25 protein-coding genes are annotated in these 24526 nt (G+C 66.8%); 9 read left to right on the forward strand and 16 right to left on the reverse strand.

Translation table 11 applies throughout. From position 1 onward, the window contains the following. Positions 1 to 7 precede the first annotated feature (7 nt). Positions 8 to 664 carry a GntR family transcriptional regulator gene (locus JYA52_RS07265; RefSeq protein ID WP_205652517.1) on the reverse strand — a complete coding sequence of 219 codons (657 nt, stop codon included), beginning with the start codon at positions 662 to 664 and terminating at the stop codon, positions 8 to 10. A gap of 32 nt (positions 665 to 696) precedes the next feature. Between JYA52_RS07265 and JYA52_RS07270 the strand changes: the two genes are divergently transcribed. Continuing rightward, complete coding sequence (locus JYA52_RS07270) at positions 697 to 1491, forward strand: carbon-nitrogen hydrolase family protein (protein WP_205652518.1); 795 nt, start codon at positions 697 to 699, stop codon at positions 1489 to 1491. A 44-nt stretch (positions 1492 to 1535) separates the two neighbouring features. Here the strand turns inward: JYA52_RS07270 and JYA52_RS07275 are convergent, their stop codons facing one another. From JYA52_RS07275 to JYA52_RS07285, 3 genes are all read right to left on the reverse strand, one after another. Next, complete coding sequence (locus tag JYA52_RS07275) at positions 1536 to 2333, reverse strand: putative hydro-lyase (protein WP_205652519.1); 798 nt, start codon at positions 2331 to 2333, stop codon at positions 1536 to 1538. Then, positions 2330 to 3691: an MFS transporter gene (locus JYA52_RS07280; RefSeq protein ID WP_205652520.1), complete on the reverse strand. Its 1362-nt coding sequence runs from the start codon at positions 3689 to 3691 to the stop codon at positions 2330 to 2332. The genes JYA52_RS07275 and JYA52_RS07280 overlap by 4 nt, the downstream gene beginning before the upstream one ends. Positions 3692 to 4030: 339 nt before the next feature. Further along, positions 4031 to 4756: a GntR family transcriptional regulator gene (locus JYA52_RS07285; RefSeq protein WP_240460055.1), complete on the reverse strand. Its 726-nt coding sequence runs from the start codon at positions 4754 to 4756 to the stop codon at positions 4031 to 4033. 106 nt (positions 4757 to 4862) lie between these two features. Between JYA52_RS07285 and JYA52_RS07290 the strand changes: the two genes are divergently transcribed. From JYA52_RS07290 to JYA52_RS07305, 4 genes are all read left to right on the forward strand, one after another. Then, positions 4863 to 5621 (forward strand): LamB/YcsF family protein, encoded by a 759-nt coding sequence (locus JYA52_RS07290; RefSeq protein WP_205652570.1) that lies wholly within the window; start codon positions 4863 to 4865, stop codon positions 5619 to 5621. Between the two features lie 51 nt (positions 5622 to 5672). Next, positions 5673 to 7403 (forward strand): 5-oxoprolinase subunit B/C family protein, encoded by a 1731-nt coding sequence (locus tag JYA52_RS07295; protein WP_205652521.1) that lies wholly within the window; start codon positions 5673 to 5675, stop codon positions 7401 to 7403. After that, positions 7403 to 9163 carry an acetyl/propionyl/methylcrotonyl-CoA carboxylase subunit alpha gene (locus JYA52_RS07300; protein ID WP_205652522.1) on the forward strand — a complete coding sequence of 587 codons (1761 nt, stop codon included), beginning with the start codon at positions 7403 to 7405 and terminating at the stop codon, positions 9161 to 9163. The genes JYA52_RS07295 and JYA52_RS07300 overlap by 1 nt, the downstream gene beginning before the upstream one ends. Positions 9164 to 9293: 130 nt before the next feature. Further along, entirely contained in the window at positions 9294 to 9770 is a 477-nt protein-coding gene (locus JYA52_RS07305; RefSeq protein ID WP_240460056.1) for a TspO/MBR family protein, read from the forward strand. Between the two features lie 19 nt (positions 9771 to 9789). Here the strand turns inward: JYA52_RS07305 and JYA52_RS07310 are convergent, their stop codons facing one another. Further along, positions 9790 to 10155, reverse strand: coding sequence for a VOC family protein (locus JYA52_RS07310; RefSeq protein WP_205652523.1), 366 nt, complete (start codon positions 10153 to 10155; stop codon positions 9790 to 9792). A gap of 109 nt (positions 10156 to 10264) precedes the next feature. On the opposite strand from JYA52_RS07310, the gene JYA52_RS07315 reads away from it, so the two are divergent. After that, complete coding sequence (locus JYA52_RS07315; protein WP_205652524.1) at positions 10265 to 10735, forward strand: NUDIX hydrolase; 471 nt, start codon at positions 10265 to 10267, stop codon at positions 10733 to 10735. On the opposite strand, the gene JYA52_RS07320 is transcribed toward JYA52_RS07315, so the two are convergent. The 11 genes from JYA52_RS07320 to JYA52_RS07370 all read right to left on the reverse strand — a co-directional run bounded on the left by JYA52_RS07320 (position 10732) and on the right by JYA52_RS07370 (position 20662). After that, complete coding sequence (locus JYA52_RS07320; protein WP_205652525.1) at positions 10732 to 11247, reverse strand: OsmC family protein; 516 nt, start codon at positions 11245 to 11247, stop codon at positions 10732 to 10734. The genes JYA52_RS07315 and JYA52_RS07320 overlap by 4 nt on opposite strands. A 187-nt stretch (positions 11248 to 11434) precedes the next feature. Continuing rightward, a complete protein-coding gene (locus JYA52_RS07325) occupies positions 11435 to 12358 on the reverse strand; it encodes a DUF817 domain-containing protein (RefSeq protein ID WP_205652526.1) in 924 nt (307 codons plus the stop codon). 148 nt (positions 12359 to 12506) lie between these two features. Continuing rightward, a complete protein-coding gene (locus JYA52_RS07330; protein ID WP_205652527.1) occupies positions 12507 to 13049 on the reverse strand; it encodes a gluconokinase in 543 nt (180 codons plus the stop codon). A gap of 11 nt (positions 13050 to 13060) precedes the next feature. Continuing rightward, complete coding sequence (locus JYA52_RS07335) at positions 13061 to 14125, reverse strand: L-idonate 5-dehydrogenase (protein ID WP_205652528.1); 1065 nt, start codon at positions 14123 to 14125, stop codon at positions 13061 to 13063. After that, positions 14125 to 14895 (reverse strand): SDR family oxidoreductase, encoded by a 771-nt coding sequence (locus JYA52_RS07340; RefSeq protein WP_205652529.1) that lies wholly within the window; start codon positions 14893 to 14895, stop codon positions 14125 to 14127. Before JYA52_RS07340 ends, JYA52_RS07335 begins: the two co-directional genes overlap by 1 nt. After that, positions 14895 to 15836, reverse strand: a complete 942-nt coding sequence (locus tag JYA52_RS07345) for a 2-hydroxyacid dehydrogenase (RefSeq protein ID WP_205652530.1) — start codon at positions 15834 to 15836, stop codon at positions 14895 to 14897. Before JYA52_RS07345 ends, JYA52_RS07340 begins: the two co-directional genes overlap by 1 nt. A 64-nt stretch (positions 15837 to 15900) precedes the next feature. Continuing rightward, positions 15901 to 16650, reverse strand: a complete 750-nt coding sequence (locus tag JYA52_RS07350; protein WP_205652531.1) for an SDR family oxidoreductase — start codon at positions 16648 to 16650, stop codon at positions 15901 to 15903. 94 nt (positions 16651 to 16744) lie between these two features. Further along, the gene (locus JYA52_RS07355; RefSeq protein ID WP_205652532.1) at positions 16745 to 18082 is read right to left on the reverse strand and encodes an MFS transporter; all 1338 of its coding nucleotides are present in this window, start codon (positions 18080 to 18082) and stop codon (positions 16745 to 16747) included. Positions 18083 to 18136: 54 nt separating this feature from the next. Then, positions 18137 to 19150, reverse strand: coding sequence for a 5-oxoprolinase subunit C family protein (locus tag JYA52_RS07360; RefSeq protein WP_205652533.1), 1014 nt, complete (start codon positions 19148 to 19150; stop codon positions 18137 to 18139). Beyond that, entirely contained in the window at positions 19147 to 19872 is a 726-nt protein-coding gene (locus JYA52_RS07365; protein ID WP_205652534.1) for a 5-oxoprolinase subunit B family protein, read from the reverse strand. The genes JYA52_RS07360 and JYA52_RS07365 overlap by 4 nt, the downstream gene beginning before the upstream one ends. 1 nt (position 19873) lies before the next feature. Further along, positions 19874 to 20662, reverse strand: a complete 789-nt coding sequence (locus JYA52_RS07370) for a LamB/YcsF family protein (protein ID WP_205652535.1) — start codon at positions 20660 to 20662, stop codon at positions 19874 to 19876. A gap of 556 nt (positions 20663 to 21218) precedes the next feature. On the opposite strand from JYA52_RS07370, the gene JYA52_RS07375 reads away from it, so the two are divergent. The 3 genes from JYA52_RS07375 (at position 21219) to JYA52_RS07385 (ending at position 24492) form a co-directional block, all read left to right on the forward strand. Further along, positions 21219 to 22139: a LysR substrate-binding domain-containing protein gene (locus JYA52_RS07375; RefSeq protein WP_205652536.1), complete on the forward strand. Its 921-nt coding sequence runs from the start codon at positions 21219 to 21221 to the stop codon at positions 22137 to 22139. Between the two features lie 130 nt (positions 22140 to 22269). After that, entirely contained in the window at positions 22270 to 22503 is a 234-nt protein-coding gene (locus JYA52_RS07380) for a hypothetical protein (protein WP_205652537.1), read from the forward strand. A gap of 180 nt (positions 22504 to 22683) precedes the next feature. Beyond that, positions 22684 to 24492: an HNH endonuclease gene (locus JYA52_RS07385; RefSeq protein WP_205652538.1), complete on the forward strand. Its 1809-nt coding sequence runs from the start codon at positions 22684 to 22686 to the stop codon at positions 24490 to 24492. The last annotated feature ends 34 nt before the right edge of the window (positions 24493 to 24526 follow it).

Here is a 24526-nt window from a genome sequence, read left to right on the forward strand (position 1 = left end):
ACCGTGCTCAGGTACGGAGCAGGAGGTCGCGGGTGACGGCCAGGTGATGGTCGATCGCCTGCTGCGCCTTGGCAGCGTCGCCGGACACCAGGGCATCGAGGATGTCCTGGTGTTCGGCGCACACCTGCTCGCGCCGGCCCCCGGCGCGGAAGAGCGCGGAAACGCCCACCAGGATCTGCCGGACATGGAGTTTGCTGTAGGTGCGGGAGATGAGTTCGTTGGCCGCGGCGTCGATGAGCTGCTGGTGAAAGAGCGTATCCAGGCGGATGAATTCCCGGGCGGCCTCGGCGCTGAGCGTGTCCGGCAGGTTGGCCTGCTGGCCCAGGGTGTCCCGCATGGTGTCGGCCGGCACCGCGCCCTGCTCAATGACCAGCCGGGCGGCATGGCTTTCGAGCACTCCCCGCAGTTCCATCAGTTCGGAGATCTCGCGCCCGGTCACCGGCGGAACGTAGGCGCCGCGCTGCGGGATGAGCTCCACCAGCCCGTCGGACACAAGCAGCAAAAGCGCCTCGCGGACCGGCGTGCGGGAAACCCCAATTTCGGCGGCAAGTTCCTGCTCATTGAGGAACCGTCCCTGCATCTCCGGGTCGATCAGAATGTTTTCTCGCAGGTACGCGTAGGCCTTCTCCCGGCCGGACGCCGCCGTCCCCGAACTTTTTCGCATACATTATGTATACAACAGACTGGAGTAATTTGATGCGTTTAGCAGTGGCCCAAATAGTCAGCAGCGCCAATCCGGCGGACAACGTGGAACTGATCCGAGAATACGCCACCCAGGCCGAAGCCGCCGGAGCGGAGCTGGTGGTGTTCCCGGAAGCGGCGATGCGGGCCTTCGGGAACACCCTCGCCGACATTGCGGAACCACTGGACGGCCCGTGGGCCGCGGCCGTCCGCACCATTGCCGGGGACCTGGACATCGCCATCGTGGCAGGCATGTTCACCCCCGGCAACGACGGGCGAGTACGCAATACGCTTCTTGTCACCGGCCCGGGCATCGACACGTCCTACGACAAGATCCATCTTTTTGATGCCTTCGGTTTTGCCGAGTCCGATTCAGTGGACGCCGGCACGTCCCCGGTGACCTTCGAACTCAACGGCACGGTGATCGGCCTGGCCACCTGTTACGACGTGCGCTTCCCCGCCCTGTTTACCGCCAACGCCCGGGCCGGAGCCGACGTCAACATCGTCTGCGCGTCATGGGGCTCCGGGGAAGGAAAGGCCGAGCAATGGGACCTGCTGGTCCGCGCGCGCGCCGTGGACAGCACCACGTTCGTGGTGGCCTGCGGTCAGGGCGATCCTGCCAGCATCGGACTGCCCTCCGCCGGCGCTGCGCCCACCGGCATTGGCCACAGCGCCGTGGTGTCCCCGCTGGGCTCGCCCCTGGTGACCCTGGGCCGCGAACCCGAACTGGCCGTCGTCGATATTGACACCTCCGTCATCCCCGACGTCCGCGGAAAGCTGCCCGTGCTGGCCAACGCGAGGAGTTTCTAGACGGCGGGCTTCCAGCCCGGCAGCCGGAACACCCTGCTTCGGGGCTATTCCCCTGCCGGCACCCGGTAGGTGCTTTCCGGAACATCCGTGATGAACATGTGCCCGGGAGCATGGCTGATCGCGAACGCTGGCCTGGACGCCATCACTGCGCTCTGCGGCGTCACACCGCAGGCCCAGAACACCGGCACTTCCCCGGGCCGGATCTCCACCGCGTCGCCGAAGTCGGGGCGGGCGATGTCAGCGATGCCCAGATCCTCAGGTGATCCGACGTGCACCGGTGCGCCGTGGACCTTGGGCACCTCCGCGGTCACCCTGACGGCGGTTTCGACCAGCTCAGGCGGCATCGGCCGCATCGAAACCACCATGGGACCGTGGATCCGCCCTGCGGGAGTGCATGGGACATTGGTGCGGTACATGGGAACGTTGCGGCCTGTTTCGGTGTGGCGCAGGGGGATTCCTGCCTTGGCAAGCGCTGCCTCGAAGGTGAAACTGCACCCGATGAGCACGCCCACCATGTCGTCGCGCCATATCGAGGTGGCGTCCGGAACTTCGGCCGCCAGTACACCGTCCTTCCACACCCGGTAGGCAGGGATGTCGCTGCGGATGTCCGAGCCCGGGGCGAGCGCACTTTCAGACTGACCGGCCGGTATCACGTCGATAACGGGGCAGGCCTTGGGATTGAGCCGGCAAAACTCCAGGAATTCGTCAGCGTAGTCGGCGGTCACGGCGATCAGATTGGCCTGGGTGTAGCCGTCGCTCCATCCGGAGGTGGGCGTGACGAGGCCGTTGCGGAACTGCAAACGCGCTTCGGAAGGCGCCACCCGGGCGTTCGTCTGCGTCATCGGACGGCGCTCCCCGACAGTTCAGCTGAAGCCTGCAGATACTCCTCGTCTTCGGCCACGTTGGAGTCCCGGCCGAGGGCAAGGCCGATCACGGTCAGCAGGCACGCGACGCTGAGGTATATGGCCACCGGAACCCAACTGTTGTAGGTGCTCAGCAGCAGGGTGAACATGAACGGTGCGATGGCGCCGCCGATGATTCCCGCGAAGGTATAGGCCAGTGAGCTGCCTGTGGAACGGAGCCGCGGGGTGAACTGCTCGACGACGAAGGCAGCCTGCGGTCCGTACATGAAGGAGTGGCACAGCAGGCCCAGAACCGTCCCAACCACCAGCATGACCGGGGACCGTCCGTCGAGGACGATGAAGAACAGGTACGCCCAGACGGCAGCGGCCACTGCCGCGATGCCGTAGACGAGCCGGCGGTTGATGCGGTCAGAGATGGCACCGGCGAGCGGCATGGTGAAGATCTGGAGAGCTGAACCGATGAGTACGGCCACCAGCACCTGGCCGCGATCGAATCCGAGTTCCTGAATGCCGTAGGTGAGGGTAAAGACGGTGCACATCGCGTAGAGCACATCCGGGCCGATACGGCTGAGCATCGCGGCCACGAGGGGCCGGCGCTGGGTAGCGAGGACTTCCCTGATCGGCGCCTTGGGCTTGTCTCCCCTTGCTTCCATGGCCTTGAAGATGGGGGTGTCCTCCAGCTTCAGGCGGATCCACAGCCCGAAGGCCACCAGGAGCGCCGAGATCAGGAACGCAATCCTCCAGCCGTAGTCGAGGAACGCTTCCTCGGAGAGGGAAAGTGTCAGCACGGCCAGGGCGCCGTTGGCCATCAGGTTGCCGGCAGGCGGTCCAATTTGCGCGGCCGAGGCCCAGAAGCCACGGCGGTTCGGGTCGCCGAACTCGCTCGACAGCAGAACCGCGCCGCCCCATTCCCCGCCAACGCCCACACCCTGGGCGAACCGCAGGAAGACGAGGATGGCAGGAGCGATGATGCCGATGTTGTCGTAGGTGGGCAGCAGACCGATGAGGAATGTGGCCACGCCGATCAGCATCAGGGTGATGACCAGGATCTTCTTGCGGCCAATCTCATCTCCGAGCCGGCCGAAAATGATGCCGCCTACCGGCCGCGAAATGTACCCGACGGCGTAGGTCGAGAACGCCAGCAGGGTGCCCGTTACCGGGTCCGAGGCGGGGAAAAAGATCAGCGGGAAAACGATCGCAGCCGCGGCGGAGTAAACCGCGAAGTCGTAGAACTCCAGCGCGGTGCCGGTCAGGCTTGCCGCGAATGCCTTGTACATGTCCTTGCGCCCTACGGCGGGCTTCGGACCCCCGGCGGCCATTACTGATTGATTGGCCATTTGTTCCTCCATGGAGAGTGTGGGTTCCATCCGTCTTGCTACGGATACGCTGGTGCGCCAGTCTGCCCGGCCTGCGACGTTGACAGGGCGCGGGCAGTAAGGCTGGTTGGCGGCTTTCCAGGGACAGCCGCCGAAAGCGGAGATTCTGTTGGATTGTGGAAATGTAGAACAATCCAGAACGTGTTGAACAATCTACGCGACGCAGATCACAGGGTCAAGAGGCTCACACCGTCAAAGGGCAGGAAAGGCTGCACTGGTTAAGCGCGAACGGACACTTGTGGCCCTCGGCAGTGGGGCCTCAGTGTCCGTTCGCGCTTATGGAATGGTGAGAAGCATCAGCTAGGACGTATGGACTGCAGTCTGGTGCGCTTCGGACCTGGCGAGATAAGCCAGCAGGCGCTCAGCGGCCAGCTCGGCATCCCCGGCCTCTAGGGCCGTGCAGATTTGCTCGTTGTCCGCCAGGTAATCCTGATAGAAGCCGCCGTCTATCGCGGCCCTGTGGAAGAACAGCCTCATCTCGGCCAGCACCTGCGACATGATGGTGTTCAGCCGCTCACTGCCAGCCATGGCCACCAGGGCGCCGTGAAAGTGCTGGTTGGCCGTGCCGAGCCCTTCACTGTCGCCGGCGGCAGCCGCGCGCTTCCCCTCCTCGACGGCGGCCCGAACGGCGGCAACGCTTTCGGGGCTTCCGCCGCCGCGGACTGCACTCACTTCGATCGCGCGGCGGACCGCATAGACGTCGTGAATGTCGCTGACCTCGAGACTGGCAACGAAGACACCCCGGTTGGGTTGGCGAACAACCAAACGCTCGCTGGCGAGTTCGGCAAAGGCCTCGCGCACGGTATTGCGCGAGACGCCGAGCTCTTCCGACAGCGCCTCTTCCTTGAGCTTCGTCCCCGGCGGCAGCACGCCTTCGGCGATCTGCAGCCGGAGTTCACTGGCGACGCGGGTTGCCACCGACGGAACAGCCACGCGCAGCCGGGAGATTCCCGCCGGCCCGCCTTGCGGCGCAGCCGATGATCCGCGGAGCGGGGAAGTTTCGGAGTTCGCGTTAACAGGGGCCATACGTCCGAATCTACACGAACCAACCACAATTGGATTGTTGGATTGTTGAACATTTTGTTGTTTGGGTGCATGCTTATCCAAGGACGAATTTGAGATGAGGGTCACAATGCACGCAATAGATTTGAACAGCGACGTCGGTGAGTCCTTCGGGCGATGGAGCCTCGGTGACGATGCCGCGATGATGGCGTCGGTCTCCAGCGCCAACGTCGCCTGCGGATTCCACGCCGGCGATCCGAGCGTCATCAGGACTACCTGCGAGGCGGCCGCGAAGGCCGGCGTCGTGGTCGGCGCACACGTCGGTTACCGCGATCTGGCGGGGTTCGGCCGCCGGTACATGGACGTCGATCCGCGGGAGCTGGCCGACGACGTCGTCTACCAGATCGGCGCGCTGCAGGCCTTGGCTGCCACGGCCGGCGCCCGCGTCCGCTACGTTAAGCCGCACGGCGGCCTGTACAACGCGATCGTCCACCACACCGCACAGGCGCGGGCCGTCGTGGAGGCGGTGAAGTCCGTGGACCCGGGCTTGCCCATTCTTTGCTTGCCCGGATCGGAAGTCCTGCGGCTTGCCGAGGCCTCGGGGCTCCGCGCAGTCTCCGAAGCCTTCGCCGACAGGGCCTACAACCCGGACGGCACACTGGCCTCCCGCTCCCAGCCGGGCTCCGTGCTCGAAGACCCGGACATGGTTGCCGCCCGTGTCCTCCGAATGACCGCCGGCGAAACCATCTGCGCCATTGACGGTTCCGACCTGAAAATCCAGGCGGAATCCGTTTGCGTCCACGGCGATTCGCCGGGCGCCGTCGCCATGGCCGTGGCAGTGAAAGCCGCGCTGGATGACGCCGGAATCACCATCACAGCCTTTGCCTAGCCAGCAACCACCGGCAGCCAACCAGCAACGAACAGCAGAATTCAGGATCTGATGGCAATAACCAAACGTGAAACTCCAGTCGCTTCATTGGCCCAGCCGGCGAACGCGGCCCGCCCGGGCAGAGTCCGCTCCGTGCGGCCCGTGGGAACCCGCACGGTGCTTGCAGAGCTTTCCGGACTGCAGGACGTGCTCGCCCTGCAGGCGGCGCTCTTTGAGGCGCCGCTTCCGGGACAGCAGGACGTCCTGGCCGCTGCCGAGACCGTCATGGTCAGGGCCGAGTCGCCGGCAGCCGCCCGACGCATTGGCAGGATCCTCCTGGAGCTGGACCTCGCGGCCCCGACGCCGCAGGACGGCGGGCTGGTGGTCATCGACACCGTGTACGACGGCGAAGACCTCGCCGAAGTGGGGCAACTGACAGGCCTCGGTGTGGAGGGTGTGATCGCAGCGCACTGCGATCAGACTTGGACCGTGGCTTTCGCCGGCTTCGCCCCTGGCTTCGGCTACATGGTGGGAGAGAACCAGGCGCTCGAAGTTCCCCGCCGGAGCTCCCCGCGCACCGCTGTCCCCGCGGGGTCCGTGGCGCTGGCCGGAAACTATTCCGCCGTCTATCCGCGCAGGTCCCCCGGCGGCTGGCAGCTGATCGGCCGCACCGGAGCCCGCATGTGGGACCTCGACCGTCCCGAACCCGCGCTGGCAAGCCCGGGCCACCGCGTCCGGTTCCGCGCGGTCCGCGACGTGGTCCAGATGGCGCCGGAGCCCTCCGCTTCCGCTGCGCCGGAAGCGGAGCGGCCGGTCGTTGAGGCCGGCTCAGGGCTCCGTGTCCTTTCCCCGGGAATCCACAGCCTGATCGAGGACCTTGGCCGGCAGGGCCATTCTGCCTTGGGCGTCTCCGCGGCCGGGGCACTCGACCGGGCCTCGCTCCGCAGGGCCAACCGGCTCGTGGGGAACGCCCCGTCGGCCGCCGCCATCGAGACAGTGTCGGGCGGCCTGAAAGTGCAGGCCGTCGGAGACCAGGTCCTGGCCGTTGCCGGTGCGCCGTCGGCACTCTCTGTCGTCACGCCGTCGGACAACGGTTCCGGAGAAACCGAAAGGCAGCGCACCGTGCCGGTGGCCTCACCGTTCGCCCTCCTCGACGGCGAGATCCTCACCATCGGCGTTCCCGAAGCCGGCTTCCGGAGCTACCTGGCAGTCCGCGGCGGCGTGGCAGCCGACCCCGTCCTCGGCAGCCGTTCCACGGACACCATGTCCGGAATCGGGCCGGCGCCCCTGGCCGCGGGGCAGCTGCTGCCCGCCGGCGGCGAGGCTGAATCAGGCGTCGTAGGCAGTCCGGAGCTCCAGCCCGACTACCCGCACGACGGGGTCACCGTGCTGGACATCGTCCCGGGCCCGCGCGCCGACTGGTTCGACCAGGCCAGCCTGGATTCACTGTGCGGGCAGGAATGGACCGTCAAACCGGAATCCAACCGGGTGGGCATGAGGCTGCAAGGGACACCCCTGCAGCGCGGCCGTACCGGCGAACTCCCCAGCGAGGGGACAGTGGCCGGCGCCATCCAGATGCCGCCTGAGGGCCTGCCCGTGCTCTTCCTCGCGGACCACCCCATTACCGGCGGCTACCCCGTCATCGGCGTGGTGGTGGACCACCAGCTTGACCTGGCCGCCCAGGTTCCCATCGGCGGAAGCATCCGTTTCCGCATCTCCCCCGAATACACCACCCCCAACCCCGGTGCCAACGAAGCCCCCGCCGGTGAACCGGCCGGCTCCCCCAGAAAGGGAAGTAATTAATGCGCAAGGTCCTGATTGCCAACCGCGGTGAAATCGCCGTCCGCGTAGCCCGAGCCTGCGACGACGCGCAGCTGGCATCCGTCGCCGTCTATGCAGACATCGATGCCGACGCCATGCATGTGGCCGCTGCGGACGAGGCCTTCAGCCTCGGCGGCAACTCTCCCGCTGACACCTACCTGAACATCGGGAAGCTGCTCAACGTGGCTGCCGAGTCCCGTGCGGATGCCGTCCACCCCGGGTACGGCTTCCTGTCCGAGAACGCGGACTTTGCCCAGGCCGTGCTGGACGCCGGGCTGGCATGGATCGGCCCCTCGCCGGAGGCCATCCGGCAGTTGGGCAACAAGATCACTGCCCGCGAAATCGCGGTACGCGCCGGTGCTCCGCTGGTGGCCGGCAGTGACGGACCCGTGGATTCCGCCGCCGAGGCCCGCGCCTTCGCCGAACAGCACGGGCTCCCGATCGCCATCAAGGCAGCTTTCGGCGGAGGCGGCCGCGGGCTGAAGGTGGTGCGGAAGATGGACGAGATCGAGGAGTCGTTCGACTCGGCCGTGCGTGAAGCCGTGGCCGCCTTCGGCAGGGGCGAATGCTTCGTGGAGCGCTACTTGGACCGGCCGCGCCACGTTGAAGCGCAGGTGCTCGCGGACACCCACGGCAACGTCATCGTCGTCGGAACCCGCGACTGCTCCCTCCAGCGCCGGCACCAGAAGCTCGTCGAGGAAGCCCCGGCGCCGTTCCTCAGTGACGCGCAGCGGCAGCAGATTTACGACGCCGCCAAGGCAGTCTGCCGCGAAGCCCGCTATTCCGGCGCCGGCACGGTGGAGTTCCTGGTCGCCGCCGACGGCACCGTCGCCTTCCTCGAGGTGAACACCCGGCTGCAGGTGGAGCACCCCATCACCGAGGAAACCACCGGGATCGACCTCGTCCAGGAACAGTTCCGGATCGCCGCCGGGGAACCGCTGCGCATCACCGAGGACCCGGCAGCCCGCGGCCATTCCTTCGAGTTCCGGCTCAACGCCGAGGACGTTGGCCGCGGATTCCTGCCCTCCCCCGGCACCATCGGCGAATTCCACGGACCCACCGGCCCCGGAATCCGCCTGGACACCGGCGTCCGCTCCGGCTCCTTCGTGGCACCGCAGTTCGACTCCCTCCTCGCCAAACTGATCGTCACCGGCGCGGACCGCCAGCAGGCGTTGCGCCGGGCCCGCCGGGCGCTGGCCGAAATCAATATCACGGGAGTTGCCACCGTCCTGCCGTTCCACCGCGCCGTGCTCGAGTCCCCGGATTTCACCTCCGAAACCGGGCTGGGAATCCATACCCGGTGGATCGAAACGGACTTTGCCGACCTCATCCCGGCCGATCCCGGCTTCAGCACCACAGGCCCCGAGAGTGCCCGGCGCACCATTACGGTCGATGTGGACGGGCGCCGGCTCGCCGTCGGGCTCCCGGCCGCCCTGCTGGACGGCTGGGCGCGGTCAGGGCAGACGCTTCCTGACGGAGTTTCACACATCCCAGCCGACGCCGGTGCGGGCTCCGGGGCTGCCGGCGACCCGGCGGAACTCCGCGCCGCGATGAGCGGCACGGTGGTCAAGTGGCTGGTAGAACCCGGGACCGAGGTAACCGCCGGTGACCCGGTGCTCGTGCTGGAGGCCATGAAAATGGAGAGCAGCGTCCCCGCCCACCGGGGAGGAATCCTCTCCGGTGTTACAGCAGCTTCCGGTGAGCTGGTCACCGCCGGCTCCGTTCTTGCACTGATTGGCTGAGAGCCGAGCGCGACGGCGGGACTCCCGCCGTCGTTTGACGGCAGTGCCCGCGATTGTTCACAGTGAGTGGGTGCGGTCAAATGTCGAGAATGGGGCCCCGAGCCCGCCACACCCCGGCAGGCGGCCGTGGTTGTCGCAGGCCGCCGCGCTGCTCGGCTTTGTGGCGGTGTCGTGGATGGTGTCGGCGCTGGGGTCCCTGCCGATCAGGATGAACGCGGACGGCTGGTATGCCGCAGCCGAGAAGGCGCCGTGGACCCCGCCCGGATGGATGTTCGCCGCGGTCTGGTTGACCCTGTATGCCGCGATGGCTGTGGCGGCCTGGCTGGTCTGGCGGCAGTTCCCCCGGAATGGCGCGCTCAGGCTCTATGGGATCCAGTTGGCGCTGAACCTGGCGTGGCCGCCGATGTTTTTCGGCATGTACCCGATGCTGGGGCCTGCGGCCTTGTGGCTGGCATTTGGAATTCTTGCAGCGCTCGCCGCGGCAGTAACTCTTACGGTCCTGCGTTTCGGGCCCATCAGCAGGGCGGCTGGGCTGCTGATGCTGCCGTACGTTTCGTGGCTCGTGTTCTCGGGAAGCCTGAACCTCTACGCAGCCATACACAACTGAGGCGGGCGCAGCGGCATAGCTAGCCTGCCCGCTTGGGCGGTTCGTGGAGGCCGAAGGCTGAGCCCTGGTCGTCTTTGCAGAGCTTGAACCTGCCGTACTCCCCGGCACTCGTCTCGTCGCCAAGCTCCGGTTCATCGACCGACCCGCCGAGGGCCCGCACCCTGTCCAAGGCAGCATCCATGTCGTCCACGCGGAAAAACAGGTAGGGCACGGCACCCGGGTCCCCTCCGTGCATGCCGCCGGAGATCCCGGATGTGCCGATCAGGAATCCTCCTCCTGCGGAGGGCCCGGGGGTAAAGTCCCAGTCGAACAGCGCCCCGTAGAACGCCTTGCCCCGCTGGGGATCTTCTACACCGATCTCAAAGAATGCTGGCTCGCCGGACATCGCTCCTCCTGGTCCCGGATGAAAACGCACCCACCGTAGGGCCGAATGCGTCCCGGCGCAATGGCGCGCTGCTTGTGCCCCCGCGGTAGCCTTGGGTCGTGGAGGGCACATGACGGTTCGAAGCGCAGGCATCCTGCTGTACCGGCACGGCGCGGACGCGCCGCCGGAAGTGTGGATAGCCCATATGGGCGGGCCGTTCTGGGCCGGCAAGGATGAGCGTGCCTGGTCCATTCCCAAGGGCGAGTACCTCGACGACGAGGATCCGCTCGTTGCGGCAATGCGCGAATTTGCCGAGGAAATCGGCATCCCTGCGCCACCCGGCGACTACATCGAGCTGGGCGCTTTTCGGCAACCTTCAGGCAAGATCATCACGGTCTTCGCAGCCGAAGCGGACTTCGAGCCCGAGCGGATCGTGAGCAACACATTTTCGCTGGAATGGCCCAAAGGGTCCGGGATTATCCGCGACTATCCCGAGATCGACGGCGCCGGGTGGTTCACCGTACCGGAAGCCCGCACGAAGCTGGTGAAGGGGCAAGTGGCCATCCTCGATGCGCTCATTGAGCTGCTTGAGCTCGCCTAGCCAGTCATGACGACCAGTTCCACCGGGACCGCGCGGCGGACCGCGTCGTCAACGGGAGAATGCTCGTCCGCCCACTGAACGATGTCCCGGAGGGTGGCATCGTCAGCGTCCGCGGCCGCCACACGGACCAACGTGCGCAGGCCGAGGGGGCCCGCCGGGACGTCATCACCGAGTCCCAGCAGGCCGCGGTTGTCAGATTCGCTGTCGACTTCGACTTCCAGCAGGGACAGATCCACTCCCGCCTCAGCAGCCCGCATCGCAATGAGGGAGACCAGGCAGGCGGCGCTCGCGGAGCGGAGCATCCAGCCAGGCGTGGGCGCGGAACCCTTCCCGCCGACGCCTGGGGCCATGTCCGTCACCAGGGACCAGCCGCGCGGCCCTTCAACCCGTACGCGGAGGCCCTCCTCCAGCACGGCCGTGGCCTTCGAGTCGCGGGAGCGGGCCTTTTCCGGGCGGTCGTTCAGGTACTGCCGGGAGCTTGTGATCGCCTGGGCTATTTCCGACTGCGACATGTCTGTACCCACTTCCGCAACAGGATCCGGTCAGGACGGACCAAAGAATACACCGCACGGTCCCGAGGCGAAATGCCCGGCGGCTGGCAGGCGCTGACAGCGGAGAGCCGGCTCCCACGCACACATGCGCCGAGGGCGAATGGAGCCGGCCGGAACGGACGACGGCGGGAGGCCCCGCCGTCGTCTGCTAGCGTTCCGCGGTGGCCGCGGTGATAGCAGGAGACTCGCCGGCTTCCGTCGTGCCGTCGCCCGCGTCCCGGTCCTCCCCGGGCGGGGACGGCTTGTAGACCCACGCCACCAGAACCACCGAAATAATCATCAGCAGGAACCATGAGACGAGTTTGTCGAGTGAGACCATGTGCCAGCCGTCCAGCTGACTTGGGTAGAGCCAGGCCCCGGACCAGGTCGCGATGTTCTCGGCGACCCAAATAAACAGGGCCACGAGCAGGAACGCCAGGACAAGGGGCATCCGGAACTGCCTGCGGAACACCCGGAAGTGCATCAGGCACCGGCCGAAGATGACCACGACGGCGGCCAGCAAAAACCAGCGTGCGTCAAAGATGTAGTGGTGCGTGAAGAAGTTCGCGTAGATGGCAGCGGCCAGGATCGCCGTGTCCCACCGCCGCGGATAGTCGGCGAAGCGCAGGTCGAAGAGCCGGAAGACACGGACCATATAGGACCCGACCGCCGCGTACATGAAGCCGCTGAAGAGCGGAACCGAGCCGATCCGCAGGAAGCCCTCGGCCTCGTAGGTCCACGACCCGACGTCGGTCTTGAACAGCTCCATCACCGTGCCCACCAGATGGAAGAGAACAATCACGCGCAGTTCACGGGCGGTTTCCAGCCGCGTGGCGATCATGAGGATCTGGATGGCAACCGCCGCGAGCGTCAGGAAATCATTCCTGGCCAGTTCGGCGTCGTCGGGATACCACAGGCGGGCCGCCAGGATCACAGCGAGGAGCGCGGCGCCAAAGATGCACGCCCAGGCCTGCTTCAAACCGAAGACGGCAAACTCGAGGAGCCGTGAACGGATGCCGTCGGCAGGTGCCCGGTCCAGGAGCCGATGTGCACGTTCATCGATTCGACGCTCTACGGACGTGAAGCTGCGCATGGTTACCCCGTTCCCCCGCCACGAGTGGCACTGTGTATTTTTCCAGAACCACCCCAGGAGACCGCGTCATGCAGCCAACCCGGCGTGGTTCGCGCAATCCACGGTAGCCCAAAGGACGAGATGCTGGCGCCGGCTGAGCCCGGCGGTGCTACGCCTCGGCGTCGACGGCGGCCCGGCTGCCGCTTGTTTCCAGCCGGCTGGCGATCCCGTCCACCAACGACGCCGGATCATCGAGGATGTCCACGAGAATGTGGGCCTCAGCCGACGCCAGTGGTTCGAGCGTGGCCAGCTGGGAGGCGAGCAGGCTGCTCGGCATGTATTCGTGCGCCCGGCCGTTCAGCCGCCGGGAAATGGTTGCGGCCTCACCGGAGAGATGGATGAACACCAGGTCCGGCGCGAAGCTGCGCAAGAGGTCGCGGTAGCTGCGCTTGAGCGCCGAGCAGGCGATGATGCGGGAGCCGGCACCCCCGGCCGGCGTAGCCAGGGCTGCACCGATTTCGGCGAGCCACGGCGCCCGGTCGTCGTCGTCGAGCGGGATGCCGGCCGCCATCTTGGCCTTGTTGGCGGGCGGATGAAAGTCGTCTCCGTCAAAGAAGGGGACGCCCAGCCGCTCGCCCAACTGGGCGCCGATGGTGGACTTTCCGCATCCGGAAACGCCCATGACAACCAAAGGCGGGAGGTTCGTGGTCATGTCTTCGTCCTTCACTTGCCTGCGGAGCCAAAGCTCAGCAGCACCTTGCCGGATTCCGCGGAGTTGCGGGCAACCTCGAAGGCCTCGACAGCCGCTTCCACCGGAAATTCGTGGGTGATGACCGGTTCGATGTGCAGGGTGCCGTCAGCCAGCGCGGCGATGACGTCATCGATTTCATCGTTGAAGCGGAAGGAGCCCTTCAGGTCGAGTTCCCGGGTGATGGCCAGGGAGATCAGGACCGGCTGCGGGCCGGTGGGCAGCAACCCGACCATCACCACCGTCCCGCCGCGCGCAGCACCCTGGATGGCCGAGGCCAGGCCGTGGTGGTTGCCGGAGGACTCAATGACAATGTCCGCTTCGACGGCGGCGATCGCCTCGGCGTCCCCGGCGGCCAGCACCTCATCCGCACCCACGGCCGCGGCGATTTCCAGCGGCTTGGCGTGCATGTCGACGGCGACGATCCGGCCGGCGCCGGCCCGCTTCAGCACCGCGACGGCCAGCGCACCGATGGGGCCGCTGCCGATCACCAGCGCGGTCTTGCCCGCGACGTCTCCGGCCCGGGACACCGCGTGCCAGGCCACGGATGCCGGTTCAACCAGCGCCGCGGTGCGCAGGTCGAGGCTTTCCGGCAGCGCCCGCAGCATCCGCACCGGCAGGTTCACATACCGGCTGAACGCCCCGTCGGTGTGCGGGTAGCGGGCGGCGCTGCCCAGGTACGTGCAGCCGGGCGAGAGGTTGGGCCGGTCCTCCGGATACCGGGCGGCGCCCGGGCCCGGGGTGGCCGGATGGACCGCCACCGGGGTGCCGGCGGCGGGGCCGGTCCCGTCCGCCGCGGCACGGACCACCCGGCCGGAGATCTCGTGCCCGAGCACCAGGGGAGCCTTCAGGATCGACTCACCGGCGGCACCGTGCAGCCAGTAGTGCAGGTCCGAACCGCAGATGCCGCCATACAGGACCTCGACGACGGCCTCATCTGCAGCGGGAGCGCGGAGGGAGAGGTCGTCGATACGCAGGTCGCCCTTGGCGTGGGCAACGACGGCAGGACCGGAGACAGGAAGGGCTGTGCTTGTGGACATCAGACCACCACCGTCATTCCGCCGTCGATGAAGATGGTCTGGCCGTTCACGAAGTCCGAGCCGCTGGACGCCAGCCATACCGCCGGTCCCGCCAGGTCCTGGACGGTGCCCCACCGGTGCGCCGGCGTGCGGCCCAGGATCCAGGCGTTGAACTCCTCGTCATCCACCAGGTTCTGCGTCATCTCGGTATGGATGTACCCGGGCGCGATGCCGTTGATCTGCAGGCCCGAACCGGCCCATTCGGCGGTCATGGCGCGGGTCAGGTTTCGCAGCCCGCCCTTGGCCGCGATATAGGGGGCGATGGTGGGCCGGGCCAGGTCGGTCTGCACCGAGCAGATGTTGATGATCTTGCCGCGGCCCCTCGGGATCATGTGCCGGGCCGCTTCCCGGCCCACCAGGAAAGCGCTGGTCAGGTCGGTGGAGATCACCCGCTCCCAGTCCGCCAAATCCAGCTCCAGCATCGGCACACGGTGCTGGATGCCGGCGTTGTTCACCAGGATCTCCAGCGGCCCGACATTCGCCTCGACCCAGGCAATGCCCCGCGCGGCCTCGGTGTCGCTGGTGACGTCAAACGCACAGCTGTGCACCCGCCCCGGCGCGTACTCGGCGGCCATCGCCGCTGCGGCGTCCTTGAGCCGTTCCGCATTGATGCCGTTCAGCACCACGGTGGCCCCGGCGTCCGCCAGGGCCCGGGCCAGGGCGTTGCCGATCCCCCGGCTTGAACCGGTCACCAACGCAACCCGTCCGGTCAGATCAAACAGTGAATTCATTAGAAGGGGCCGCGCTGCACGAGGTTGGCCGGGGCCTGCCCGGCGGCGAGGGCTTCGAGCTGCTGCCGCAGGAGCTTCAGGATCCTTGGCTGGAAGGCGGACGCGTTGCCGCCGACGTGCGGGGTGATCAGCGCGTTGGGCGTGGACCACAGCGCATGGTCCTGCGGAAGCGGTTCCGGATCAACGACGTCGAGCGCGCACTGCAGGCGCCCGGACAGAACTTCCTTGGTCAGGGCGGCGGTGTCCACCACCGGGCCGCGGCCGACATTCACCACGAGGGCCCCGTCGGGCAGGGCGGCGAGGACCTCTTCGCCAATCAGCTGATGGGTCTGCTCGTTCAGCGGCAGCACCGTCACCAGGATGTCGTGCGTCGCGGCCAGCGCGGTCAGTTCCGTGGAGGCGTGGACTTCGCCGTGCTCGTCGGTCCGCGCCGAGCTTCCTACCCGGGTGATGGTCACTTCGAAGGGTTCCAGGCGGCGGGCGATCTCATGCCCGATCCCGCCGACGCCCACCAGCAGCACGCGCCGGTCCGCCAGGGACCGGCGCCGCTCCGGCCGCCAGAGGCCGTACTGCTGGTCCCGGACGGCCTGGTCGATGCCGCGCAGCTTCGCCAAAATTAGCCCCACGGCAAGTTCCGCCGTCGCGGCCGCATGCACACCGGAGGCATTCGCGACGCAGGCCGCCGGACCGGCCGCTTCGATGACACCGTCGTATCCGGTGGACTGCGTCTGGACGAACTTCACGTTCTCAACCTTGGCCAGCGACCCCAGCACCGCGGAGGCGTCGATGTACGGGAGGATGACGCCGTCGATCTCGTTCAGCGTACCGCCGTCGGGATCCGACTTCAGGTCCCACACGACTCCTCTGAGCCCTGCGGGAAGGGGTGAAAGATCGGCGAGCAGTTGCCGGTCGGGGAAGCTGACGGTGCGGACTGTTTGCATCGGGAAACCTATCGGTCTTGCGGGTGAAGTGGGGGTGTGCAGGGCAGGGCGGGCCTCAGCGCGGCTAGCGCCGGTCGAACGTGAGCCCGCCGGGGACCTGGAAGGTGGGCATAAGTTCCAGCATGCCTACGTTCACGTGCCGGGGTGTTTCGATGGCATAGTCCATCGCGTTGACGATGTCGTCCGTGGTCAGCGACTCGTAGCCTTCGTAGTATGTCTTCCACGCCTCTTCCATGGCCTCGGGGGTGCCGCCCATGTTGCGGCCGAAAATCTCGGTTTCGACGCGTCCGGGGCAGATCTCGGTGACGCGGATGCGCTTGCCCACGGTGTCGTTGCGCAGCTGCCGGGAGATCTGGTGCACCGCGGCCTTGGTGGCGTGATAGACGGTGTGGCCGTAGAAGTTGTAGAGGCCGGCGATGGAGCTGATGTTGATGACGTGCCCGCGGTCGCGCTCCACCATGCCCGGCAGCACCAGCCGTGTCAGCTGCAGCAGGCCGCGCAGGTTGACGTCAATGAGTTCGTCGATGTCGCCCTCGCTGGAGTCCAGGATGTTCCCGGGCCGGGACACACCGGCGCAGTTCACCAGCACGTCGACGTCGAGTTCACCGACGACGGCGGCCAGCGCCGCAGTGTCGGTCAGGTCGACGACGTGGGGTACGGCCCCGGTCTTGTCGGCCAGTTCCTTCAGGCGCTCCTCGTTGCGGGCCAGGGCGTGGACCGTGAGTCCCCGCTTTGCCAGGCGTTCGGCGATCGCGGCGCCCATTCCGGTGGACGCGCCGGTGACGACGGCTGTTGAGTAGTCAGAAAAAGGCATGTAAGTCTCCTGGTGGGTGCGGCGGCGCTGGTGCCCCGCAAGTGGTGCAGTGCGCTGCCGTTGGGCAGCGCACTGCTGTTCGGATGGTGGGTGGCTAGGCGTCGCGGAGCGGCAGGTGTGCCCGGTCCTTGACTGTGCTGACGGCGGCGAGGGTGCCCAGCGCGGTGATGACGGCGTAGAAGGCCGGCATGTAGATGTTGCCGGTGGAGGAGATCAGCCAGGTCATCAGCAGCGGCGCGGTGCCGCCGAAGAGTGCCGACGAGATGTTGTAGCCCAGGCCGTAGGCGGAGTACCGCACGCGGGTGGGGAACAGCTCGACGATCAGGATGTGGATCACTGCGGTGTGACCGGCAAAGACCACTGCCATGATGCACGCGCCCAGGATGGCCAGTGCCATCTCGCCGGTGGCGATCAGGGCGTAGGCCGGGATTCCGAGGATGGCCATGGCGATTGCGGAGCCGGCAATGACCTTCTTGCGGCCGACGCGGTCAGAGAGGGCGCCCATGAACGGGATGGCGATGCAGATGACCACCAGGCTGCAGGCGGTGACGAGGAGTGCCTCGCCGATGGTGAAGTTGAGCTGCTTGCCCTTCAGGAAGGTGGGCATGTAGGAGAACAGGACGTAGTAGCCGGAGCCGTTCATCAGCGGGATGAACAGGGCCAGGAGCATGGCGCGGCGGTGTTCGGCGGAGGCGAAGGCTTCCTTCAGCGGGTTCTTGGACAGTCCGCCCTCTTCCTTCAGCTTCACGAAGTTGGGGGTGTCCGCGATGGCCTTGCGGATGTACCAGCCGATGACGCCCATGGGGATGGCGACCAGGAACGGGATGCGCCATGCGAAGGAGCCGAAGCCGCCGCCGTCGATCGCGGTCTGGGTGAGCCACGGGGACATGGAGAACGCCACGAGGGTGCCGGTGAGCAGGGCCGCGAAGGAGGCGATCTGGGCGTAGGAGGTGATGATGCCGCGCTTGCCTTCAGGGGCGTGCTCGGCGAGGAAGGTCATGGCACCGGCGGCTTCGCCGCCAACGGAGAAGCCCTGCAGCATGCGGAGGAGCACCAGCAGGATCGGGGCGGCGATGCCGATGGCCGAGTAGGCCGGCAGCAGGCCGATGCCTGCCGTGGCGACGCTGATCAGCAGGATGACGAAGACCAACAGTTTTTGCCGTCCGATGCGGTCCCCCAGGACGCCGCAGACGACGGCGCCGAGTGGGCGCACGAAGAACGACACGGCGTAGCCGGCGAAGACAAACAACAGTGCGTTGTCCGGGTTTCCGGGTGCCAGGAAGACAAGGGCAAGCGTTCCGGCCATGAAGGCGAAGATGCCGTTGTCGTAGAGCTCCACGAAAATGCCGACGCAGCCGGCAGTCACAACTTTGCGGGTCTGCTTGCTGCTGAGCCGCTCTTGCGGCTGGGCCGCGTGCGTAGAAGTTGACATGGCTTTCCTTACTAAGGGGATGGTAACAAGGCTTTGGTTCTGACGGGAGGGGGGTTAGCTTCCGGCCGCCGGGGCGAGTTGTCGCCAGCCGGGCTGGCTGCCGATGCCGAGGAGGGCGAAGACGGTGCTGACTGTCGAACGGAGGTTCTCCAGTTCCCGCAGGGCCGCCCGGTACTTCGCTGTAGCGTCGGGGACGGTGGTCCTGCGGAAGGTTATGGTGTGGCCCGGCCTGGCCTGGGCCAGCACGTCCAGGGAGCGGCTGGTGACCACTGCCAGGACGGGGTAGCCGGCGGTGACTCCGCGGCCGCGGTGCAGCACCAGGAGTTCCTCCCGGGACGGCACCTCGATCGCTCCCACCGGGACGCCGCGGGAGAGCACCTCGGCGCTCGACTGGCGTTCGGGGAGGTCCCCGCCGAGGCGCAGCCCGATGTGGTTGCTCCGGGCGCTGACGGTGTATTCGGTGGTGTAGAGCAGGCCGGCGGTGTCGCCGAATTCGTCCACGTCGGGCCCGTCCGTAACCTCCACGACCGAGTGGCTGCTGAATTCGGGCCGGGTCAGTCCCAGCCGGAACAGCGGCAGGTCGAAGTACGGCTGCCGGATGGGCGGGACGCTCCGCGAGGTCTTGAGTTCAGTGCCTTCGGCCAGGCGAAGGCCAAATCCGACGACGGTGTCCGGGGCGCAGCTGCCGAGCAGGACGGGGGCCTCCACCGAGCCGTGGACGGCAAGGTAGGCACGCAGCCCGCCGGTGATCTGGCGGACGGCCACCGTTTCGCCGGCACGGACGGAGACCGGTTCCCACTGCTGGCATTCGTGGCCGCCCACGGTGAGGTGCAGGGGCGCACCGGTGACGGCGATGAGGATGTCCGTGGTGGCACGCATCCGGAAGTCCAGGGCGGTGATCTCCAGCAGCGGCGCGCCGTCGTCGTTGCCGGCGAGGATGTTGGCGGCGCGTGCGGAGAACTGGTCCAGCGCACCGTTCACGGGCAGCCCGAACCGGGGTCCGCGGAACCGGCCGAGGTCGGTGACCACGGAGTTACCGGGCTGCTGGATGATCAGGGAGCCGCTCATCGTGCCGCGTCCAGTTTCCGGCCAACGTAGCCAGCGAATTCTTCGGGCCGGATCCGGTGGAACCGCAGCCGGTCGCCGGGAACGTAGGGAACGAGCGGTTCGCTGGTGGCGTCGAGAACGGTCAGGGGTGTCTGGCCGATGACGCACCATCCACCCGGCGCCACGGCCGGGGCTATGACTGCCTGCCGGCCCGCGACGGCCACGGCACCTGCCGGAACGGACAGGCGGGGGTCCTTCAGCCGCGGCACGGGGAGCGGGAAATCGGGGCCATCCATCATGGGCGAGCCGGCGGGGGCGCCGAGGCAGCGGATGACGTAGGACTTGGCGGTGTGCAGTGCGATGATCTCCTCGACCGACAGCTGCTCGTGCTCGGCAACGCGTTCCAGGTCCGGGCCGTACTCGCCGCCGTAGACCACGGGAACGCTGAACTCGCGGGGCGCCCGGGCAGGCGCGCCGATGAAGTCGAGCTGGCGCAGTCCCAGGAGGACAAAGGCCCGGACCTGGCGTGCGGAGGTGACCCCGGGGTCGAATTCCACGAGCAGGGAGTCGTACGTGGGCACTGCGCCGTGGACGCCGTCGGCCCCTGCAGCCTCCAGCCATTCGGCGAGGGAATGCACGGTGCTCCAGTTGGCCTCACTGTCGGGGGATGAGGCGACGACGCGCAGCGCGGCGTCCCCGGACTCGAAGACTTCCACCGGAGTGGGCGTGGTGGTGGCGGACATGTCAGGCAGCCTTCACTTTGGCGGCGAGCACCTGGGCGAGCGGGGCGATGGTCACGCCGGCGCGTTCAAGTTCGGCGCGGACCTGGCGGGCCAGCTGGACGGCGCCGGGGGTGTCCCCGTGCAGGAGGACGGTGTCGGCGACGATCGGCAGGTCGGTGCCGGCCACGGTTTCGATGAGCCCTTCGCAGACCATCCGGATGGTGCGGTGCACGATGGCTGACGGGTCGTGGATGACGGCGCCGGGGCGGCTGCGCGGCACCAGGGTGCCGTCTGCCTCGTAGGCGCGGTCGGCGATGCCCACGATGCCCACGGGGAGCCGCCGCGCGGCTGCGGCGTCGGCCAGTTCGCCGTCCTGGGCCAGGACGATCAGGTCCGGGTTGATGCGGGCGGCGGCGTCGGACACAGCTTCGGCGTAGTCGGCGCGGGTGGCCACGAGGTTGCCGAGGCGGCCGTGGGGTGCGATGTGGGCGACGCCGGTGCCGTGGTACGCGGCAAAGGCGCTCAGTGCGCCGAACTGGTAGAGGATGTCGTTGCGGACCTCGTCCGCGGTGAGGTCCATGGCGCGGCGGCCGAAGCCCCGAAGGTCGGGGAAGCTCGGGTGTGCGCCGATGCTGACGCCGCGGCGCACGCATTCGGCGACGGTGGCGTTCATGATGTCGGGATCTCCCGCGTGGAATCCACAGGCGATGTTGGCGCTGGAAACCACCTCGAGCAAGGCCGCGTCGTCGCCCATCGAGTAGGCGCCGAAGCCTTCTCCGAGATCTGCCACGAGATCAACTGTGGGTCCCATGTGAGCCCTCCTGGGGTGTTGGCTGCACCGTTGCGCCGCGGGGCGCGAAGGTCAGCTTCCGGTAGTGAAGTGAATGCCGGGAACCTGCCCTGTTCGGGGCTTGCGGTCCGGCGGCCCGGCCTGCCGGGCGTCTGTCAAAAAGTCTGGCACCGCGAATTGGCTCACACAAAGACGTAATCCATGTCACGGGATAGGTGCCGGTTATGACGGGTGCCCCGTGGAGTGCTGCCCTCATGCGTGTCACCTCATTCCCATCATCAGAATCTGCCTTGCCGCCGCGGAATCGCGAATGCATTCAAGCTATGGAGCGCATATTTCAGAAATGTAAAAGGAAGGTGTCCATTCCGGTAAACACCGCTTTTATGCGAAATGCATCTGACGTCATCTCAAAATTGCATGCCACCGGAGGAGCTAGAATGTACGATTAGTGAAATAGCGTTCTGGGTTCAACCTAGTGTCTGCGATGTGGATCACACAAAGACCTATTGCGTATCCCTCCACTACATCCGCTTATGACCTTTCCGGGTCCGGGACGCCGCAGAGAGAGAAGGCGGCCATGGACACGCGGAAGCTTGCGTACTTCGTCCAGATCGTGGATTCGGGAAGCATCACCAAGGCTGCGGCGGCGCTGCATGTGGCCCAGCCGGCCCTCAGCCAGCAGGTGTCGGCCCTGGAAACGGATCTGAAGCAGCGCTTGCTGATCCGCAGCAAGCAGGGCGTCAAGCCCACGGCCGCCGGGCACACCCTGTACCGGCACGCCCAGTCCATCCTGCGGTTGGTGGAGCAGGCGCGGCAGGACGTCGCCGCGTCGGGGGCCGCGCCGTCCGGGCGAGTCTCCATTGCCATCGCCCCGTACAGCATGGCGTCGAGCCTGACCCCGCGGATCATCGGCGAAGTGGGCCGCCGGTACCCGGACATCGTCCTGCACGTGACGGAAATCTACGGCGGCGTGCTGAGCGAGGCGATCAAGAACGGCCGGCTGGACATGGCCCTCATCTACGAGCCCGGCCCCATCCGCGGCGTCCAGTTCACCACCATGATCGTTGAGGATCTGCACTTTGTGGTCAACGCCGACAGGTTCGGGGCGGCACCGGACAATGGCGAAATCACGCTGGAGGAAGCCGCCGGCTTCGGGCTGTTCCTCCCCGAGAAGATCCACACCCTGCGCCAGGTGGTGGAAGGCGGCTTTGACAGCCGCGGGCTCAAACTCCAGCTGGTGGGCGAGGTGGAGTCGGTGCCGTCGCTGGCCCGGCTCCTGCGCGCGGACCTGGGCGCCACGATCATGCCCAAGTCAGCCGCTGACGCCCTGTTCCACGAGGAGGACTTCCATGTCCTGCGGATCGTGGATCCCGCGCTGCAGTGCAAGATAGCGCTGTGCACGCCGGACCATGACCCGCTCTCCGAGGCGGCGTCGGCGGTGCTTCTGGTGCTGAAGGAAATGCTTCAGGAAATGCTGAGCAATAAATACGCCCGGTAGCCAGCTCATAACCTCAGCTTATTAGGCCACCTATCATTGGTCTTAGTAGCAAAGCGCCCAGGATTCTAATATTGGAAGCAAGCCGAGAAATTGCGGCAACATTTCGCAACCAATCAATGGGGAGCCTGCAATGAAAAAGATCAGCACCACCAGGAGAACTTCCGGCGCAAGCCTGGGACTAATGGCTAAAACCGGTTCACATTGCCCCGCTAATGGGTTCTGGCGCCCTGAGGACCGCTCCGGCAATCCGGTTTTCGTGTTTGAAGGCAGCATCATGCCGGTCAGCAGCAGCGGATCGACGATCTGGTTCTTGGAGGATGCCGTCGTTGGCGCCCCGGCCTATCAGGTGCCTCACCGCGATTGACCGGCCCTACCCCTCCGGCCGCCCAACTGGGTGGCAGCCCAGGGCGTTCTGACGGTTGGGAACACCGGACCTGCTACCCAGTTTCCTTCTCGGGCGGATGCGAAAAAACTTTTAGATTGCACCCACATCTGGTGCCTAGTCGCCCACTTTAATGTCGCACCCCCTTGGCAGACTGAGTTCATGGAGGGCAACGGGAATTCGGCACTGACAGCAAGGGTGCCGCACGGCGACGCCCTGCACGCTGCCGCGTTTCCTGACGACCTTTTCCCAGACACGGTCTTCCCCTTCGTCGCGGTTCCGGACGGTTGGTTCTCTGACGAGGCTTTTCCGTTCGATGAGTTCGCGGACGACATCTTCCTGGACGACGGCGTTCCGGTCGACGATGAGTATCCGGGATCTTTTCCGGAGGTCCCGTTTCCCGAAGCCCTGTTTGCCGACGTCCTGTTCGCAGACGCCTCTAGCGCCGACTCCACTGCCTCCGGCGCTGATACACCTAGGCTGAGTGTCGGGGACCGGTTCGCGGCGGCTGCTCTCCTTTTGAGGGCAGACCTCACCGCCGACGGCGCCGGGCTGATCGACCAGATGCAGGCGTGGGAGAAGCTCAAGTGCATGATTGCCGGGCAACAGGCGCGGGCGGCCGTGGCCTTCGACATCCGGCATCGCGAGGAACAAGCTGAACTCGGGGCGCAGGCAGATCTCGAGCAGGCCCGCCGTAGCTCTCTGTCGGCTGAGGATCTCGGCAAGAAGCGCCCCAGGGAACACGGCATGGGCGCGGCCGAGCAGATCGCGCTGGCCCGGGGCGAGTCCCCGCATCGCGGCGGCCGGCTGCTCGGCATGTCGAAGGCGCTCGTCACCGAGATGCCGCACACCCTGGCCGCCCTGGACACCGGCCAGCTCAATGAAGAGCGCGCCTTGTATGTCGTGAAAGAGACAGCCTGCCTGACTGTGGCCGACCGGACCGCCGTCGATGAGGAACTAGCCGCCGACACCGGAACCTTCGCCGGCGCCGGAACCAGGGCCGTCATCGCCACGGTAAGGGCGGCCGCCACCCGCAGGGACTCGCGCTCGGTGACGCAGAGGGCGAGCCATGCCGCGTCGGAGCGGTCCGTGAGCCTGCGCCCGGCACCGGACTGCATGACTTACCTGACAGCCCTGCTGCCCGCCCATCAGGGAGTCGCCGTGTACGCGGCCCTGACCCGGCACGCCGACGCCCTCCACGCCGCCGGCGACCCGCGCAGCCTGGGGCAGATCAAGGCCGACACCCTCGTCGAATGGACCACCGGCACCCCCGGCGGCATCACCGGCATCGAGCTCAACGTCGTCATGACCGACCGCACCCTCCTCCAAGCCGACAGCGAACCCGCAAGGCTTGCTGGCTACGGCATCGTGCCCGCCGCCTGGGCCCGCAACCTCATCAGCGACGAAGAGGCACCGGAACGCCAACAAGCACCGGAACACCCACCGATGCAGGGACAAGAACCTCGGGCTGGAAGCTCAAACGCGTCTCACTCAACCAGAGGCCAGCACGCCGTAAGAGAGTTGAAGGTGTGGCTCCGCCGTCTGTACACGGAACCGGAGACCGGCGACCTGGTAGGCATGGACTCCCGGAGGCGGCTCTTCCCGGCACCACTGCGCCGCTTCATCCAAATCCGCGACGACACCTGCCGCACACCATACTGCGACGCCCCAATCCGCCACCTCGACCACATCATCCCCTGGCACGATGACGGCCCAACATCCCTGGCCAACGGCGCGGGACTCTGCGAGGCCTGCAACCACACCAAAGAACTCTCCGGCTGGAAGGCACAACCCAGACCAGGACCCTGGCACACCATAGAAATCACCACGCCAACCGGCCACAGCTACCGCTCCACCGCACCCCCGTTGCCCGGATCCAGTCTGCCCGGTACGGGGGTGAGTGAAGCCAACCTGCCCGGAGCCGGCATCCGCGAAACACGCCAGTCCGAACTGAGCGGCACGTCTCCTTAGGGCGAATAAAGGGCGAGGGCGGCGCCGGGCATGC

The organism is Arthrobacter pascens (assembly GCF_017052465.1).
Taxonomy (GTDB): domain Bacteria; phylum Actinomycetota; class Actinomycetes; order Actinomycetales; family Micrococcaceae; genus Arthrobacter; species Arthrobacter pascens.

Coding starts and splice junctions, on each gene's coding strand:
- JYA52_RS07310 (WP_205652523.1), bottom strand. CDS start 10,155: ATGTCCGGCGAGCCAGCATTCTTTGAGATCGGTGTAGAAGATCCCCAG.
- JYA52_RS07275 (WP_205652519.1), bottom strand. CDS start 2,333: ATGACGCAGACGAACGCCCGGGTGGCGCCTTCCGAAGCGCGTTTGCAG.
- JYA52_RS07270 (WP_205652518.1), top strand. CDS start 697: ATGCGTTTAGCAGTGGCCCAAATAGTCAGCAGCGCCAATCCGGCGGAC.
- JYA52_RS07340 (WP_205652529.1), bottom strand. CDS start 14,895: ATGAATTCACTGTTTGATCTGACCGGACGGGTTGCGTTGGTGACCGGT.
- JYA52_RS07355 (WP_205652532.1), bottom strand. CDS start 18,082: ATGTCAACTTCTACGCACGCGGCCCAGCCGCAAGAGCGGCTCAGCAGC.
- JYA52_RS07330 (WP_205652527.1), bottom strand. CDS start 13,049: ATGACCACGAACCTCCCGCCTTTGGTTGTCATGGGCGTTTCCGGATGC.
- JYA52_RS07350 (WP_205652531.1), bottom strand. CDS start 16,650: ATGCCTTTTTCTGACTACTCAACAGCCGTCGTCACCGGCGCGTCCACC.
- JYA52_RS07300 (WP_205652522.1), top strand. CDS start 7,403: ATGCGCAAGGTCCTGATTGCCAACCGCGGTGAAATCGCCGTCCGCGTA.
- JYA52_RS07290 (WP_205652570.1), top strand. CDS start 4,863: ATGCACGCAATAGATTTGAACAGCGACGTCGGTGAGTCCTTCGGGCGA.
- JYA52_RS07295 (WP_205652521.1), top strand. CDS start 5,673: ATGGCAATAACCAAACGTGAAACTCCAGTCGCTTCATTGGCCCAGCCG.
- JYA52_RS07345 (WP_205652530.1), bottom strand. CDS start 15,836: ATGCAAACAGTCCGCACCGTCAGCTTCCCCGACCGGCAACTGCTCGCC.
- JYA52_RS07320 (WP_205652525.1), bottom strand. CDS start 11,247: ATGTCGCAGTCGGAAATAGCCCAGGCGATCACAAGCTCCCGGCAGTAC.
- JYA52_RS07280 (WP_205652520.1), bottom strand. CDS start 3,691: ATGGCCAATCAATCAGTAATGGCCGCCGGGGGTCCGAAGCCCGCCGTA.
- JYA52_RS07285 (WP_240460055.1), bottom strand. CDS start 4,756: ATGGCCCCTGTTAACGCGAACTCCGAAACTTCCCCGCTCCGCGGATCA.
- JYA52_RS07360 (WP_205652533.1), bottom strand. CDS start 19,150: ATGAGCGGCTCCCTGATCATCCAGCAGCCCGGTAACTCCGTGGTCACC.
- JYA52_RS07380 (WP_205652537.1), top strand. CDS start 22,270: ATGAAAAAGATCAGCACCACCAGGAGAACTTCCGGCGCAAGCCTGGGA.
- JYA52_RS07370 (WP_205652535.1), bottom strand. CDS start 20,662: ATGGGACCCACAGTTGATCTCGTGGCAGATCTCGGAGAAGGCTTCGGC.
- JYA52_RS07375 (WP_205652536.1), top strand. CDS start 21,219: ATGGACACGCGGAAGCTTGCGTACTTCGTCCAGATCGTGGATTCGGGA.
- JYA52_RS07325 (WP_205652526.1), bottom strand. CDS start 12,358: ATGCGCAGCTTCACGTCCGTAGAGCGTCGAATCGATGAACGTGCACAT.
- JYA52_RS07335 (WP_205652528.1), bottom strand. CDS start 14,125: ATGTCCACAAGCACAGCCCTTCCTGTCTCCGGTCCTGCCGTCGTTGCC.
- JYA52_RS07315 (WP_205652524.1), top strand. CDS start 10,265: ATGACGGTTCGAAGCGCAGGCATCCTGCTGTACCGGCACGGCGCGGAC.
- JYA52_RS07385 (WP_205652538.1), top strand. CDS start 22,684: ATGGAGGGCAACGGGAATTCGGCACTGACAGCAAGGGTGCCGCACGGC.
- JYA52_RS07265 (WP_205652517.1), bottom strand. CDS start 664: ATGCGAAAAAGTTCGGGGACGGCGGCGTCCGGCCGGGAGAAGGCCTAC.
- JYA52_RS07365 (WP_205652534.1), bottom strand. CDS start 19,872: ATGTCCGCCACCACCACGCCCACTCCGGTGGAAGTCTTCGAGTCCGGG.